The sequence below is a fragment of the Streptomyces sp. NPDC047017 genome (assembly GCF_040644175.1).
Taxonomy (GTDB): domain Bacteria; phylum Actinomycetota; class Actinomycetes; order Streptomycetales; family Streptomycetaceae; genus Streptomyces.
Map to the genome: position 1 here is coordinate 52,558 of NZ_JBEYVW010000001.1, position 16,252 is coordinate 68,809.

A 16,252-nucleotide genomic window follows, 5' to 3' on the forward strand; every position below is an offset into this window, starting at 1 on the left:
AGTGCTCAGCCTGGCCGTTCAAGCGATGCTCGGCTCTGCGACAGGCCGGTCCTGCGGATACGGCACAGCTCCCACCGCGAGCAGCCTGCCGACCGGTGCCGCGACGCCGTACAGCGTGCTGTACCCGGTGGGCTCCACCAGCGACGGGCCCCCCTTCGGTGACGCGAGCGCGGACGCGCGGATCGTCTACCAGATCACCTCGGTCGCGACGACGGCCGAGCAGGCGGAGTGGATGGCGGACAAGGTCCGGTCCGGGATGCTCGCCCGCACTGCGGCCGGCTACACCTACCCGATCGCCGCCGCCGGCTACGCGGTCATGTCCCGTGAGCTGGACAAGGAAGAAGGCGTGACTGTCGCCAGCGGCGTATACAGTTACGTTCAGCGGTTCGCGATCGAAGTCACCACCCTCGCCAGCTAGCCGCCACACCTCACCGCGGAGGCCCACTCGCGGACGCCCGGCCACTCGGCACGGGCCGACTCCCAGCTTGATCGTTGGGGACGGGCCTGCCGTGTTCCGGGGCCGTCAGCGTCCCCGGAGAGTGAGAGTCGCGTGTCCACCACGCAGCAGCGTTTCATGCGCCGAGGCACCACCCTCTTCTACTTCGTGCAGAAGATCGCCGCCGACGACAACGTTCCGACCCGCGCCGAACTGGCGCTCGCGAACGCCACCGATCTGTCGGGCAGCATCTCCGACGTCGAGGGCTGGTCGCTGGAGAACACCCCCATCGACACACCGGACATGGGGTCGACGTTCGCCACCACCATCCCGGGCGAGGACAAGGCGGACAACAGCTCGCTGACCTTCTACGAGGACAAGGTCAGCGACGTCATCGAGACGCTGCTGTCGAAGGGCGTCATCGGCTTCATCGTCATCTTGCGCAAGGGCGACGTCCCCTTGTCGAAGTCCATGGACGTCTTCCCCATCCGGGTCGGCAGCCGCAGCCCGTCCTACTCCACGGCCAGCGAACCCGCCAAGTTCAAGGTCACCTTCGGCATCACCGACGAACCGACCCTCGACGCCGCCGTGCCGGCGAAGACCGTCTGAGCCGGGGACGCCGCATGACCACGATCACCCACGCTCCGCCCGCCGCCGCGGTCGCCCGCGACGCCCACTGGTCCGCCAAGATGGCCAGGCTCAAGGCCCGCAAGCTGCCGGAGCGCACACTGCGCGTGTGCGACGACGACGGGGTGAAGAAGAAGTCCACCGAAGCGGCCCTGGCGCTGGCCAAGGCTCGCACCGACGCCCGGGCGGAGTCGGTCGTACAAGGCATCGCGGAGTCTGACCGCGAGGGCTGGATCGTCGCGTACCCCGACGTGGTCGCCGCGCAGCTCCAGCTCGACAAGGCCGAGCGGGCGGTAGAGGACGCGACGGACGTCCTGACCTTCCGGGCTCTCCCGCGGCCGGTCTGGGAGCAGCTTCTGCGCGATCATCCCCCGACCGAGGCCCAGGCCGATCAGGGCATGGAGTACAACGTCGAGACCTACCCGGCCGCGCTCATCGCCGCCTGCCATGTCGAGCGGGACGAGACGGGCGCCGAGGCCCCGGGGATGAGCGAGCAGGAGGCGCAGGAACTCCTGGACGCCTGGTCGGACTCGGAGGCCAAGGCCCTGTTCACCTCGGCCCTCCTCGCGAATCAGACGCTGAGGACCGATCTGGGAAAAGGCTGACCTCCGACCCAGGTTTCCGCGCGGAGATGGAGGTCTGCGCCTCGTACGGCATACCGCACTCCCAGTTCATCGGAGCAGGCGACGGGCGGTGGTCGGCGCTGGACCGCGCGAAGGCTGTCGCCTTCCTCGCCTATTCGCGCTCGGTGTGCGACTCGTGCGGGACCAGGCCGGAGGAGTGGGACGAGCAGGCGGGTGGCGACCGCTTCGCGTACGTCACCGAGACACACCGGTGCGTCGGCTGCGAGCTGATCGCCATGGAGCAGGAGCAGGTCCCGGAGGGTCCGGAGGGGCGTGGGGTGAAGGTCGGGCTTCGGCCCAGGAAGAAGGCATAGCCAGTGGCTGGGGCCTACACCCTCTACGTCCAGGTCCAGGCCGGAGTGTCCGGCCTGGTCGGTGGCCTGCGCACGGCGGCCGGCCAGGTCAACACGTTCGGCGGGCAGATACGTCGGCTCGACGGGGACCTCAACGCTCTGGCCGCACGGTCGGACCGGACTCGCCGCGCGATGACCACCGGATTCACGGTGCTGGGCGTCGCGATCGGTGGGGCGTTCGTCATGGGTGTGCGCAGCGCCATCGAGCTTGAGAAGCACATGGCGAACGTCATGACGATCTCGAAGGAGATCAACAGCACCAACATCAGCAACTTCACGGACCAGATCGTGGAGCTGAGCACCCAGCTTCCGCAGTCCGCCGACCAGCTTGCTGAGGGCCTGTACCAGGTCGTCTCGACCGGCTTCGACGGCGCCGACGCGATGACGATCCTGCGGGTGGCCGCCCGCGGTGCCGCAGCCGGCCTCACGACGACCGAGACGTCCGCCCGCGCCTTGCTCGGCGTCCTCAAGGCGTACGGCATGGACGCCTCGCAGGCCAGCGACGTCATGGACGTCATGTTCCAGACCGTTAACTACGGCGTCGTGTCGTTCGACGAGCTGGCACAGCAACTTGGCGACGTTGTTCCGATGGCCGCCGCGGCGGGCGTGAAGTTCGAGGACATCAGCTCGGCACTCGCGGCGGTCACCCTCTCGGGCATCCCGGCTGCCGAGGGCGTCACGGCGCTCAACATGCTGCTGACGCGCATGATGAAGCCCACCCAAGAGCTGTCGAACATGATCAAGGGCTTCGGGTACGAGTCGGCCGCCGCTGCCCTCCAGCAGGACGGCCTCTACGTCGTCATGCAGAAGGTCCGCAACGCCACCGGGGGCAGCGCGGACCAGTTGGTTCCCCTCCTGCGCGACATCCGGGCGGTCCGGGCCGCTCTGGCGCTCTCGGCCGCCGACGGCGCAAACTACGCCGCGACCTATCAGGGCATCAGCCAGGAGGTCGAGCGTGCCGGCGCGACGCAGAAGGCGTACGCGATCCAGATGGACACCACGGCGGGCCAGTGGAGTCTGTTCCAGAACCAGGCCCAGGCCCTCGGCATCGACATGGCGCGCGTTCTGCTACCCGCCTTGGAAGGGCTCGGGGAGTACCTGAACGTCGTGGCCGGGGCGATCAACGACCTGCCGGGTCCGGTGAAGTCGTTGTTGGGCGTCGTGCTGGCGCTCTCGGCTGCGGCGCTGCTCGGCAAGGCCGCCTTCCTGCGATTCGGCGCACAGCTCACCGTGTTCCGGACCGAACTCGCGGCGGCCCGCGCCGGGGGCTCCGCTCTCCCCGCGGTCCTCAGCGGAGCGGGCATCGCGGTGGCTGGCCTGACGGCCCTGATGACGATCGGCATCGGGGTGTACGCCGCCTACTCGGCCAGCAAGCAGAAGGCCAAAGCCGCGACCGAGGAACTGGTCGACGCCCTCCGCAAGGAGAGGGAGGAGGGCGAGCAGGGAGCCGGACTGCGGACCCTGACGGAACAGCTCACAAACAGCGACGACGTCAAGAAGCTCAAGGACGCCGGAATCGACGTGGCGACCGCCATCGACGCGATCACGTCCGGCGGCGCGAAGCTCAAGAAGCTCAAGGACCAGCTGGACACACAGAAGGCGCTGACCTGGGACATCGGCTCGTACGCGGCCGACCCGGAATGGGACGCCGCCAAGAAGGTCCTGGACAAACAGCACAAGATCTGGAGCAACGCGGTCAAGCAGGAGAGCGAGCTTGCCGCGAACATGGCGATCGTCAACAACAAGATCAAGAACAACCGGCGCGAGATGCTCGGCGCCTGGGATCTCACGCAGTCCCTGCCGACGGACAAGAACGGTGCGCCGCAGTTCACCGACCAGATGGAGGCGATGGCCAAGTCCCTCGGCTCGATAGTCGACCCGGCGAAGGCGTGGAAGGCCGCGCAGGACAAGGTTGCCGAGGCCAACCGGAAGGCCGGCAGGTCCGCTGACGCGTCGAAGGCGTCCCTGTCGGACTACGTCACTGAACTCCGCAAGCAGCTCAAGGCGCAGCGCGAGTTCCAGAAGAACCTGGGCGAGTTGGCCGCCGCCGGACACCTCGACCTGGCCGACCACTTCTCCGACCTCGGCCCTGACTCCGCCCCGATCCTCGATGAGTTGGTCACGCAGCTCAAGAAGGGCAAGGGCAAGGTAGCCGACGAGCTGGAATCCATCATCCAGGAGTCGTCCGCCCGCTCGACTCCAGCTTTCCGCGCCGGCCTGGAGCAGCTGCCCGCGATCTCGGCCAAGTACGGCAAGAAGGTCGCGGAAGCCTGGGCGGACGCGGCAGCCACCAACGACCCGAGCAAGCTCGCCCGCGTCATGCGGGATATGACCGTCGCCGACATGGAGAAGGCGGCCAAGAAGCTGCCCAAGGCCGCAGCCGCGCAGCTCGAACAGGGCATGGGGCTCCTGGCGGACGTGTCCGCCAAGTTCGGCAAGGAGGCGTCGACTTCGCTGGCGCAATCCTTCCTCAAGGGCGACATCGGGGAGATCCGCTCGCAGCTCAACTCTCTGTATGGCGCGGACTTGCCGATCAAGGCTCCGGATCTGACCGGTGTCGTCAGCGCGTTCAAGGCCGCTGGGGTCCAGTCGAACTCCGAGTGGGCCGGGATGCTCAGCCTCATCGTCGCGGTGGCCCAGCAGAAGGGCACGGCGGCAGCCTCAGCCCTCACGACCGCGTTGCTGTCCGGAGACATGGCGGCTGTCCAAGCACAGCTTGACGGGATCGGTGCCTCCGTGGGCCGCATCCCTGGCTCGAAGACCATCACCGTCAGCGTCAACAAGCCGTCTGACGTGACGATCCCCGTCCACTTCTCCTACGACGGGCTCAACAGCGACGGTTCGAAGCACATAGCGGGCATGGGGCACTGGGCGCACGGCGGCGTTGTGGAGTTCTACGCCTCCGGGGGTGTCCGCCGGAAAGAAGACCACACCGCGCAGATCGCGCCGGCCGGCGCCTGGCGGGTGTGGGCGGAGGACGAGACCGGCGGGGAGGCTTACCTACCGCTCTCGCCCTCCAAGCGGGCTCGGTCCAAGCAGATCCTCAACGAGGTGGCCCGCCGCTTCGGGGGCGAGGTCACCTATCACGCCAACGGGGGCCTGTCGGGCTTCACCTATCGGCCGCAGTCGCTCTACTCCCTCTCCGGCATCGCCTCCGACTCACAGGACAAGAAGGGCAACTTCAGTCTCGATCTGTTCGGCAAGAAGCTGCACCAGTCCGTGACAACGGCCAAGCGGTGGCGCAAGGACCTCGACACCGTGGCCCGGCGAGCCGGCCAGGACGTTGCGGACGCGCTGGCCGAGATGGGCGAGGAGGGCGTCACCCTCACCCACAAGATGGCGACAGGCAGTTCGAAGTACCTGCGGTCCATGACCAAGGACCTGCGGGACCTGGCCGCCGCCTCGAAAGCCAGCCTGGGCGACTACACCGGTCAGCTCCGCCAGGCGGTGAAGGACCAGACGGGTTTCGAGCAGAACTTGGCCAAGCTCGCGGCCGGCGGATACGGGGCGTTGGCGAAACGTCTCGCCGAGCAGGGCGACCAGGACGCGGCCGACCTTGCCGCCGAGGCCGTGACGGACAAGAAGAAGGCGAAGGCCGCGAACGACGCTGCCACCAGCGCCGACAAGACGGTACCCGCCGATGACCTGGCCGACCTCGTTGCGATCATCAGTGCGGTCAAGAGCAAGACGACCGGCCTGCACGCGGTGGCCGACGCCACCGGGCTCGATGAGGACCACATCATCGAGATCGCGAACCTGGGCCTGTCGCGCATCAAGAAGGCTCTGGGGGCGAAGGGCACCAAGTTCCTCTCCGACCTCAGCCGTGCAAACAAGGGTCTGTCGTACGCCAATGGCGGCATCCTGACGCCCGGCCTCTACGCCACTTCCGGCGGGCTCGTCAGATTCGCGGAGCCGAGCACCGGAGGCGAAGCGTTCATCCCGCTGGGAGCGGCCAAGCGCGGCAGCGCGCTCGCCGTACTCAACGACGTCGCCACCAGATTCGGCATGCGCCTCACCAACGGGGCGGCCGTACCCAGCACCCGGCTGGTCGACGCACGGCCGCCGACCGCCATCAAGGTCACCGTCGTTCAGCAGCAGCCCAAAGCCCTGGTGGAGAACATGCCGATCACCGTCCACGGGCGCGAGAGCTCCCCGCAGGAGCTGTCCGGGGAGATCATGCGCCGGTTGCGGAACGCGCAGCGCGGAGGGCGGATCTGATGACGCCCCTCAGCGAGTGGCAGATCGACTTCGCCGGCGTGCTGATCGGCCACAAGACCACCGTGCCGACCTCCAACGTGGAAGGGCTCGGGCCGGCCGAGCTGCGAACTCAGGACGTCCCGAACCCTGCCGACGACGGGGCCTTCCCGGGCGTCGACCTGTACGCCCCACGGGTCATCCGCATCGAGGCAGGCATTCGCACACCGGGAGACCCCGGCGCGGCCCTGGACAAGCTGGCCGAGATCGAGGCCGTGACATCGGACGCGAAGATCCGCCGTACCGCGGGCGCGCTCGCGATGCTGCGAATCCGGTGGCCCGGCCGGCCGACAAGGGTCCTGTTCGGGCGCATCCGGAGAGCCGAGGCGGTCTCCACTGCCGACGCCATCCACGGGTGGATACCGCTGGACCTGGAGTTCAACGCGCTCGATCCGCGCTTCCACGACGATCAGGTCTCCAGCGTCACCCTGCCCCTGGACATCTCTCAGGACAACGAGGGTTTCGCGGCGCCGGTCCAGGCGCCCATTACCACCGGCATCGCGAAGCCGGAGACCAGGCCGGGTTGGGTGGTCAACGACGGCAAGGCCGGAGCATGGCCCTCGGTCCGCATCACCGGCCCCGTCTCGAACCCTCGAATCCTGCACGTCGAATCCGGACGCACCCTCGATCTCGACATCACCCTCGGCGTGGGCGAGCGAATCGACATCGAGACCCGCCCCGGTACGCGCTGGGTGCTGCGCAACGGCAGCGGGAACGCCGCCAGCGCCCTCTCCGGAGCCTCGCGCCTGGACCTCTTCCAGATCCCGCCCGGTCGCAGCGAGATCCGCTGGACCGCCGCCGACTACACCAACACGACCCGTCTGACTGTCTCTTGGCGGTCGGCCTGGACGGCCCTGTAAGAAGGAGAACCTGCTGTGACTCTCGTCCAGCCGCCCATGCTCACCCACGGCGGCACCCACCCCGCCCGCGCCTTCAGGATGATGGTCAGGGATCTCGCCCGCGGCTCGCAGGGCGTGACAGAGGCCAACGACCTCAAGGTGCGTCAGCTCTCCACGCCGGGCTCCGCCGTACGGGTCGGTGACGGGTCCTCCGTCGTACGCGGAGCGTCGTGGGGCCAGGGGGCCTACACGCAGTACAACGTCGGGGACGCCATCGTGCCGGTCGCCCCGACCGGCGCCTCGGGCCGCTCCGACCTGATCATCCAGCGGATCGAGGACCCCGAGTACGAAGGCAACCGTGATCCGGCCAAGGATGACATCGGCTACTTCCAGGTAGTCCCCAACGTGTCGGCCACGAGCACGACGCCGCCGGCGGGCATGACCGCTATCCCGCTCGCCAGGCTGGACATCCCACCGAACACGGCGACGATCACGGACGCGATGATCAAGGATCTCCGCCGGATCGCCAACCCTCGCCGTACGCGCCTGCTGTTCACCGCGTTCCCGGGTGCCTTGTCGCGCCTCACCTATCAGGACAACAAGTGGCACACGTGGCCGTCGGCGGCCCGCTGGACGGTCCCGGTGCCGGACTGGGCCGTCAGCCTCAAGGCCGTCACGACGATGTCCGGTCTGCGGATGGACAGCGCAGACATCTTCGCGTCGATGCAGCAGGTGATCGGAACGGCCCAGGGGCAGGACACCACGATCGATGACGACCAGGGCAAGGGCGTCCGTCGGTCGACCATCGTCCTGGCCGACAACATGGCCGTCTCGTCTTCGATGCGTGGAACCAACCAGGCCCTCTACGTGCAGACCTACATGTCCAAGAGCGAGAGCGGCAACCTCGGCGTCGACGGCGGCACTTCGCTCGTGTGTGACGTCGAGTTCACCGAGGGCGTCATCTGACCATGTCTTACCGGTACTTGACGCTGCACGCCCTTACCGGCGCCACTCTCGCCTGGGACATGCCGCTCACCGACGTCGAGTTCGGGCCGGAGCTATGCGGGCCGGGCAGCTTCACCGGTGTCGTCGAGCCGCGGTTGGCCCACCTCACACCCTCTCAGCTCGATGCCGGAACCACGCTGCTGTTCGCAGAGCGGGACCGCACCCTGCTGTGGGGCGGCATCATCTGGCGTGCCGAACCCGAGGGGCAGAAGCTGCGGCTGGAGGCGAGCGGCTTCGGCTCCTACCTCACGAAGCGGCACGACCTCCACGGCAACCTCGACGGTCGCGGCCCCTGGGTCAACGCGGACCCGTGCCGCGTGATCCGCGACGCGTGGGCGTACTGCCAGGCCCAGCCCGATGGAGACCTCGACGTCACGGTGGACGCCACGACGTCCACGGCCAAGGTCGGCACGTCGGGCGAGCCCTATTCCACGGCGTGGTGGGAGGCTCCAGCACTCAACACGGTGGTCGACGACATGGTGGCCGTGGCCGGCGGACCGGAGTGGACCGAGGCCGTCGCTTGGGCCGGCAACACGCCGACACGGCGCATCCGGATCGGTTGGCCGCGCCTGGGGACGCGTCGGCAGGACATCAGCTTCACCTCGGGCATCAACGTCGTCACCACCGTTCCGGTGCAGTACGACGCCGACAACTACGCCCAAGTCGTCATCGGTCTGGGTGCCGGTGAGGGCCGCTCGCGGCGTCGAGCCGTGGACGCCGTCCGGAACGGCCGCCTGCGCCTGGAGCAGGTCCTCGAAGTGCCCAACGAGAAGGCCAACGACCGGCTCGCCGCGCGCACCCGCACCGAGAGAGTGAGCCGGTCGGTCATCGGAGAGGTCACCGAAGTCGTCATCCGCGACCACCCGGCGGCCCGCATCGGCTCCTTCCAGGTCGGAGACGACGTGCGCGTACGCCTGAACGACGAATGGACCCAGTACGACGGCTGGTCGCGCATCACCGCGTGGACCTTGAAGCCGCCGTCCGAAGACGAGCCGGAACAGGTCACCGTGCAGTTGGTGCGGGCGGACCGCTACACCTACGGAGCCTGACCATGACCAACCAGATCGCCAACCTGGCCACGCGCCTGGCAGCCGTCGAACGGCGTCTCGCGAGCACGGCCCGAACGGCCCAGCTCGCCTACTCCTCCATCGAGGACGGAGCGATCAACGTCTTCGACGAGGACGGGTCGCTGCGCGCGGTCATCGGCCAGCAGCCCGATGGCACCACCGGCGTCAACGTCGTCAACGGGCCGCCGCCTCCCATACCGGGACAGCCCACCGCCCTACCCGTCCTCGGCGGGGTGGCCGCCACCTGGGACGGCACGTTCACGGAGGCCGTGGCCGCGCCGCTGGACTTCGCCCGCGTCGAGGTCCACGCGGCCGGCGTCGACGGCTTCACCCCTTCCGTGGCAACCCTGCGCGGCACCCTCGAATCCCCACGGGGCGGCACGCTGACCATCCCCACGAGTCAGCCGCTGTACGTCCGAGTGGTCGTGCGGAACACCTCGGGCGTCGCATCGGCTCCGTCAGGGCAGATCGGGCCCGTCAGCCCTGCACCGGTCGTCGCCCAGGAAGTGCTGGACGGCATAGTCGGTGAGACCGCCCTGGCCGAGGCTGCCGTTTCGCGTGCCAAGCTCCAGGTCGGTGCGGTCGGCCACAACCAGCTCGCCATCGGCACCGGCAACCTCATGCCCGATCCGTCCTTCGAGGGAGTCTTCACCGAGCAGCTTCTCACCCAAAACAGCAAGTGGAAGCTCGTGGATGGGAACGGTTCGCCGAAGGCCCTGCGAGTGGACGGCACCAGCCCCACCGCGGCGTCACGCAACCTGCTCATCACCGAGCTTCCCGTCTCACCTGGCGATCGCTTCTTCCTCGCTTTCGACTACCGTGTTTCCCCCAACTGGGTGGGGAACTCGGTGCGTTTCTTCCTGCGCTGGCAGGACGCTGCCGGCACCGTGCTCGGCTACGGTGTCGTCATCGCGACGCCCATTCCCGGTGCGGCCTGGGCACGCATGAGCCGACAGGTCCAGGCGCCGTCGGGAACAGTGGCGGCCACCGTGTGGCTCCAGGATTACCTGGCCACCGCTGGAACGGCGGACTTCGACAACGCCGAAATCCGCACGGTCATCGGCGCGGGCATGGTGCTGGCGGAGTCCATCGGCACGCCGGAGCTGGCCGCCGAATCCATCACTGCTGACAAGGTGGCGGCCAAGACACTCACGGCCCGCGAGGTCAAGGCCCTGTCGCTGACGGGCGACGAGATGGCCACCAACTTTCTCACCGCCCGCCACGTCGCCGCCGGCTCGTTGTCCGCCTCCATGCTGGCGGTCGGCACCTCCGGCAACCTGATCGGTGACGCCTCCTACGAGACCGGTGTCATCGCTGCCGCCCTTGCCGGTCAGGACCCCGCGGTCTACGGCATCGAGGACGGGGGCAACAAATCCGCCAAGTGCGCGCGGATCACCTCCGCGCCTGGTGCGTACAGGTGGTTGCAGCATCCTGAGTCCCCGATGACGCCCGGCGAACGGTACTGGCTGGCCGCCGACTACAAGACCACCAGCGACTTCACGGGCGGGAGCGTGAAACTGTTCCTGGGCTTCTTCGACCAGGCGGGCACGCGGCTCGGCTCGGACGGCGTGGTCGTATCGGCGCCGGTCACTGATGGCACCTGGCAGCGCATCTCCACCATCGTCACCATCCCGGCGAACAGCACCCAGGGCAAGGTGCGAGTCGGCGTCGACGGAACCGGGTCCCAGACCACCGCCGGCAGTGTCTACTTCGACAACCTGGAGTGCCGCTCCGTGCTCTCCACCCCGGGCGGCGGCGCCCGCGCCGAGGTCTCCCCGCAGGGGCTGAGGCTCTTTGACGAGCTGGGCGGCGAGGCCGTCTCCTTGACGACTGGCACGCCGAACTACCTCACGCTGACGAACGACGGCACGGCGGTCGCCACCATCGACCAGGACGGCAACACCGGCGTGGCCGATCTCGCCGTCGCTGGCAAGCTGACCATCGGCGGGGACCCTCTCGAGTCCTACCTGGCCGGCCTCGCCCGCGGGCTCGTCGCCGTCGACTACCAGGCGTTGTCCGTGACCGCCGGGAATACCGACTACGGGTATGTCGAGTTGTCCTTCGACGCCGACACGAGCCGGATGTACCGCGTCGTCCTGGACTGCTATGCGGCTCCCTCGGTCGCGGGCGGCGAACTCGTTGTCACGCTCAAGGACGGCGGGGCCAAGACGCCGTCGGTCTCCTCTCCGCAGATTCAGTCCGCGATCTTTCCCATGCCCACGACCGGGTATCGGCGCATTCGTCTGGAGACCATCCGGTCGGGTTGGTCCTTCGGAGCGGGCCTGCACCGTCTGCTGATCACCTCTCGGTGCCAGAACGGGCCGAGCGGGCAGACTGTGCGCCTGTTCGGGGGCAGCAACTACCCGGGCCTGCTGTACATCGAAGACGTGGGGTCGTACATCCCGGAGACCGGCGTGTACAACGTGGGGGGCGGCACGACGACGCCGCCGAAGAAGACCTACACCAAGACGTACGCGGCCTCGTGGTCAGGAAGCTATGCGAAGCGCGCCGGCTATAACGGGTACTACGGCAACCAGTGCTTGCAGGGCTACTTCGACTCCACCAACGGGATGCAGGCGTCGCTGGTGGGTTTCCCGGCGGCCCTCGGTACGGACCTGGCTGGCGCGGTGATCGAAAAGGCGGAGGTTTACCTCTATTTCGACCACTTTTTCTACAACGGCGGCGGTAAGGTCACCATCAAGGCCCACAAGTTCACCTCCAGGCCGGCTACGTTCAGCTCGGACAGCGAGGCTCAGACGGTCAGTTGGGGCAAGAACGTCGGCAAATGGGTCGATGTCACGCAGGTCTTCGACTCGGTGAGCTGGCGAGGAATCGCCCTGGACCCCAACAACAGCGACAAGGCCTATTACGGGCGCGCCCAAGGCGTAGGCCAAGCACATCCGCCTCAGCTACGCGTGGTGTACACGAAGTGAGACGGTGCCGGGCGGCGGCGGGGTGATCGTCGTGGGCCGTCGCGACGATCCGGCCCCGCGCCGCATGGCCGTATGATCAGGGCGTGGCGCGGGGCCACCGATCGCCGAAGGAGCACGCGGTGAGCATCCCCCCGCCGGGCGCCGAACCCACGTTGTGGGAGCTGCACCGTGCTGTCGTCCAGCTGCGCGAGGACCAGCGTGACGACCTCGCCCAGCTCCGCGACGATCTGCGCAGTGACATCGCTGCTCTGGCGACCCGCTTGAATCAGGTGGTCACCGTGGACGTCTACCGCGCCGATCAGCGCAACCTCGCACTCCGCATCGACTCCCTCGAACGGGAGCTGGAGGCGGTGAAAACCGAGCGCGACCAGGACCGCGAACAGGCGAGCACCAACCGGCGCTTGATCATCTCCGCGTTCATCGCGCCGGTGCTGCTGACCGCGCTGCAACTGGTGCTCACAGCGCGCGGCAGTCCGTAGGAACGCCACGCTCATCAAGATCGCTCATGGCGCGGGGGAGAAGCAGGACGCGCCTCATGCCCGATCTCTGGCTGCCCGGCGCCGAGCGGCATCCGCTCAGCGACACGGCACCGACCGACAACCGATACGCCCCGCGCGTGATCTGGCACATCACCTGGGACAAGAACGCCACGCAGGCCAAGCCCGCCGATCTCATCCCGTTCGACCAGCTCGTGAGCTACTTCACCGGTAGCGGCAGCTCGGTCGCACCGCACCTTCTCTGGGACCCCTTCTCCGGGCGAACCGCCCAGTTCTACCCGGCCGACAGCCGGTCCAAGTCCGTCGTGGACGCGCCCGGCGGCACCCGGACGAACCGTACGGGCCGGGTGTGCCTCCAGGTGGAGACGCTGTTCTTCCCCTACTGCCGAGTGGGGGGCCGGACGTTCGCGACCGTCCGGGACACGCCGGCCAAGGGGCTCGACAAGATCCTGTCCTGGGCCCGGAGCTGGGGTGTGCCCGACGACTGGCCGATGGGCACGCCCACCTGGAGTGCCAACCGCGACGAGCACACCTGGGAGACCAGGGGCGGCCACTACGGACACGGCCAGACGCCGGAGAACCAGCACACCGATCCGGGCCCGATGCCGAAGTGGCCGGGGGCGACCCCGACGCCCAAGCCGGCGCCGCCCTTCCCCGGCCGCAGCGCCTTCGGCCCCGGCAAGTCGAACGCGTCGATCCTCCTGCTGGGCCAGCAGCTCGTGCGGCGCGGCTTCGGCAAGCACTACCGCGTTGGCCCGTCGCGCGACTGGGGCGAGGCGGACCGCCTGAACACCAGGGACTTCCAGCTCGCACAGCACTGGAGCGGGTCGGACGCAGACGGCTACCCCGGTCCCCAGACCTGGGCCCGGCTTTTCGGCTGACCTCTCATCCTTCAAGGAGCCATCACCATGAACCTCTACGCATCTCTCCTGCGCACCGGCGTGCCGGCCGCGGTCGGCTGGCTCGTCGCCCTGGCCCTGCGCCACGGCCTGAGCCTGGAGCCGGCCGCCGTCGCGGGTGTCCTCACACCGGCCACGATCTTCGTCTACTACGGGGTGTTCCGCTTCGCGGAGGAGCGCGTCTCGCCCCGCTTCGGATGGCTGCTCGGCTACGCACGGCCGCCGAAGTACGAGGGCCCGAAGCGTCCACTGCCGACGACCTGACCGGATCGGCACTCAGGAAAGGGAAGAAGGCCCCCGTCTCGCGACGGGGGCCTTCGACCTCTTGGACGACCCACACTACCGGAACTCCGGAGTGCTCGGAATCGCTTCCACGCTGGTTACAATCTATGTGCACAGTGATGCGAGTGGAGGCGATGGAGTGACTGAGAACGAGCAGCCGAGAAAGCCGTACCTGGCCGGCGGAGCGGAGTTCGCCGCGCTGTACGACGTGAGGCGACTCCAGGTCAGCCAGTGGATCAGCCGCGATCACACACTCGACTATCGGTACGCGAAGATCATCAGCGGGTCTCCATACTGGCTGCTCAAGTTCGTGAAGGGGTTCGGGCAGACGACTCCGCGCGTGAAGCACCTCAACGAGGCGGCGCTCAACCGACTGACCAAGGAACAGGACCCGGGCTACTGGGTCGGGGAGGTTGACCAGCTCCCGCCGTTGGTCGGGCAGGCGGAGCTGACGGCTCTCTTCCGGCTGTCGGACGGGGCGCTGCTCCGCGGGGCGATCCGCTCGGGTCGGTTCCGCCCCGCGGACTACACGCTGTCCGGATCGCCCATCTGGTTGCTTGAGCCGGTGGTCAGGGATGTGCCAGCACTCCAGGCCGGCGCTCGCGGTGTGGACTGGGCTGCCGACGAAGAGGTCCTGGCGTCGCTGCGGGATGGCACCTATGACGGGCCGGGCGCCAGGATTGTGCCGCGGGGTCGGGCCGCTAAGAAGGCCACTGACTAGCCCCGTGAGGGGGGTGCCAACTAGCTACTGTCAGGGCTAGTTGTTCTTGATTCGCGCCCTGAGTGCATATAGAATGGAAGCGTACTCAATGGGGTGCGCTTCTATTCGTGGAGGGTTCGGATGCATGACTCCAGGGGGCCGCCGGGCGCGGTCCGGCCGGTTGGCGATCGACAATTTCACCACCCAAAGATAGATTCCAACACTCCAGAGTGTGGGTATCATCCGAGGGGGGAGAGCCTTGCTGATCGAGCAGCCGCCGTTGTTCGGCACCGTCCAGCCCATCCGCTACCCCGCCGACGTCGGCGGCCTGACCATCCAGCAGCGATTCGAGGCGTTCCACGCCTTCAACCCCTGGGTGCTCAGGGCCTTGGTGCGGATGACCGCCGACTGCGTGGACAAGGGGTTCAACCGCATCGGCATCGGGATGCTCTTCGAGCTCCTGCGCTACCAGTACGGCGCGGCGACCCGTGGTGACGAGTTCGCGCTGAACAACGACTACCGCTCCCGGTACGTCCGGCTCCTGCTGGCCGAACACCCGGAGTGGTCACCGCTTTTCGAGGTCCGCGCCCTTCGTGCGGACTGACTTCACACGACCTCTTGGAGCCAGATCGTGAACGCACCAGCGGGCGCTGCCAAGTCGCCCGCCATCAAGCTCAAGACCCGGAAGCCGACCGGGATCGTGCCCTGGCCGCTGCTGCTCATCGAGGGGGAGGAGGGCGCCGGCAAGACCTACTCGGCGGCGCAGTTTTCGAGTAGCGACCGCATCGGTCAGATGTACTGGATCGACCTGGACGAAGGGTCGGCCGATGAGTACGCGGCCATTGAGGGCTCGAACTACCTGATCATCGAGCACGACGGTACTTACCGGGACATCCTCGAACAGGTCGAAGCCGTCCACGCGGAGGCCCGCCGGGCGGCGGCGGCCGGGGAGCCCCCGGTCGTCTTGACCATCGACTCCGGCTCGGCCCTGTGGCGGATGCTGACCAACTGGACCTACGAGCGCGGCCGTCGTACGCGGAAGAACCGCAAGCTGCTCCAGGAGGACCCGGACGCCGCCTACGACATCGGTCGGAACCTGTGGAACGACGCACTTGAGCGGTGGAATCGCATCATCTACCTGCTGCGCACCCTGCCGGGCATCGCCATCGTCCTCGCGCGCGGCAAGCAGGTCAGCGCCACGGACGACAACGGGCAGCCGGTTCAGAACCAGACTGAGTGGAAGGTCTCCGCTCAGAAGGACCTGGGGTTCGACTCGACGTGCTGGGTGCGCATGAAGCGCAACGCCGACCCCCAGGTCATCAAGGTCCGCTCCCTGCGGATGCGTGTGGAGCAGAGGAAGCCGCTGACCCTGCGGGACTTCAGCATCGAGGATCTGGTCTTCAACAAGCTCGGCTGCTCCGTCGACTCCCAGCCCCGCATCATGCCCGCTCTCGCCGGTGATCTGGTGCAACCGTGGCTGACCCGCATCGCGGAGTTGAAGGACAAGGATGCCCTCGGCGCGCTGTGGCGCTCCGTTCCGGACCCGGCGAACCGGCTCAGCCGCGATGAGATCGCCACCGTCCGGGCCGCCGCCGAGCAGCGAGCAGCCGAACTGGACAACCCGCGTTCGGAGATGGGCGAGGGCCCACTGACCGACGCCGACAAGCTCCGCGCCGCCGCCCAGCGGAAGGCCGCCGAGCAGGACTCGGACGCCGAGCAGTGACCGGCCCGCACGCA

The 16,252-nt window shown here is 68.0% G+C and carries 15 protein-coding genes; all 15 read left to right on the plus strand.

Going from position 1 to position 16,252, the window contains the following annotated elements:
• Positions 1–25 precede the first annotated feature (25 nt).
• The 15 genes from ABZ858_RS00310 (at position 26) to ABZ858_RS00380 (ending at position 16,238) form a co-directional block, all read left to right on the plus strand.
• Positions 26–418: a hypothetical protein gene (locus ABZ858_RS00310; RefSeq protein ID WP_361370274.1), complete on the plus strand. Its 393-nt coding sequence runs from the start codon at positions 26–28 to the stop codon at positions 416–418.
• 132 nt (positions 419–550) lie between these two features.
• Complete coding sequence (locus ABZ858_RS00315; protein WP_361370277.1) at positions 551–1,045, plus strand: hypothetical protein; 495 nt, start codon at positions 551–553, stop codon at positions 1,043–1,045.
• Between the two features lie 14 nt (positions 1,046–1,059).
• Positions 1,060–1,668 carry a hypothetical protein gene (locus tag ABZ858_RS00320; RefSeq protein ID WP_361370280.1) on the plus strand — a complete coding sequence of 203 codons (609 nt, stop codon included), beginning with the start codon at positions 1,060–1,062 and terminating at the stop codon, positions 1,666–1,668.
• Between the two features lie 26 nt (positions 1,669–1,694).
• The gene (locus tag ABZ858_RS00325) at positions 1,695–2,000 is read left to right on the plus strand and encodes a hypothetical protein (RefSeq protein WP_361370283.1); all 306 of its coding nucleotides are present in this window, start codon (positions 1,695–1,697) and stop codon (positions 1,998–2,000) included.
• Positions 2,001–2,003: 3 nt separating this feature from the next.
• Positions 2,004–6,257, plus strand: a complete 4,254-nt coding sequence (locus tag ABZ858_RS00330; protein ID WP_361370286.1) for a phage tail tape measure protein — start codon at positions 2,004–2,006, stop codon at positions 6,255–6,257.
• Complete coding sequence (locus ABZ858_RS00335) at positions 6,257–7,153, plus strand: hypothetical protein (protein WP_361370289.1); 897 nt, start codon at positions 6,257–6,259, stop codon at positions 7,151–7,153. Before ABZ858_RS00330 ends, ABZ858_RS00335 begins: the two co-directional genes overlap by 1 nt.
• Before the next feature lie 15 nt (positions 7,154–7,168).
• The gene (locus ABZ858_RS00340) at positions 7,169–8,098 is read left to right on the plus strand and encodes a hypothetical protein (protein WP_361370292.1); all 930 of its coding nucleotides are present in this window, start codon (positions 7,169–7,171) and stop codon (positions 8,096–8,098) included.
• Between the two features lie 2 nt (positions 8,099–8,100).
• Positions 8,101–9,186, plus strand: coding sequence for a hypothetical protein (locus ABZ858_RS00345; RefSeq protein ID WP_361370295.1), 1,086 nt, complete (start codon positions 8,101–8,103; stop codon positions 9,184–9,186).
• 2 nt (positions 9,187–9,188) lie between these two features.
• Positions 9,189–12,137 carry a hypothetical protein gene (locus tag ABZ858_RS00350; protein ID WP_361370298.1) on the plus strand — a complete coding sequence of 983 codons (2,949 nt, stop codon included), beginning with the start codon at positions 9,189–9,191 and terminating at the stop codon, positions 12,135–12,137.
• A 119-nt stretch (positions 12,138–12,256) separates the two neighbouring features.
• Positions 12,257–12,616, plus strand: coding sequence for a hypothetical protein (locus ABZ858_RS00355; protein WP_361370301.1), 360 nt, complete (start codon positions 12,257–12,259; stop codon positions 12,614–12,616).
• A 56-nt stretch (positions 12,617–12,672) separates the two neighbouring features.
• On the plus strand, positions 12,673–13,515 hold the full coding sequence (locus tag ABZ858_RS00360; protein ID WP_361370304.1) for a peptidoglycan-binding protein: 843 nt from the start codon (positions 12,673–12,675) through the stop codon (positions 13,513–13,515).
• A gap of 27 nt (positions 13,516–13,542) precedes the next feature.
• Entirely contained in the window at positions 13,543–13,797 is a 255-nt protein-coding gene (locus ABZ858_RS00365; RefSeq protein WP_361370307.1) for a hypothetical protein, read from the plus strand.
• A gap of 157 nt (positions 13,798–13,954) precedes the next feature.
• Positions 13,955–14,536: a hypothetical protein gene (locus ABZ858_RS00370; protein ID WP_361370310.1), complete on the plus strand. Its 582-nt coding sequence runs from the start codon at positions 13,955–13,957 to the stop codon at positions 14,534–14,536.
• 238 nt (positions 14,537–14,774) lie between these two features.
• Positions 14,775–15,119, plus strand: coding sequence for a hypothetical protein (locus tag ABZ858_RS00375; RefSeq protein WP_361370313.1), 345 nt, complete (start codon positions 14,775–14,777; stop codon positions 15,117–15,119).
• A gap of 27 nt (positions 15,120–15,146) precedes the next feature.
• Positions 15,147–16,238, plus strand: coding sequence for an AAA family ATPase (locus tag ABZ858_RS00380; RefSeq protein WP_361370316.1), 1,092 nt, complete (start codon positions 15,147–15,149; stop codon positions 16,236–16,238).
• The last annotated feature ends 14 nt before the right edge of the window (positions 16,239–16,252 follow it).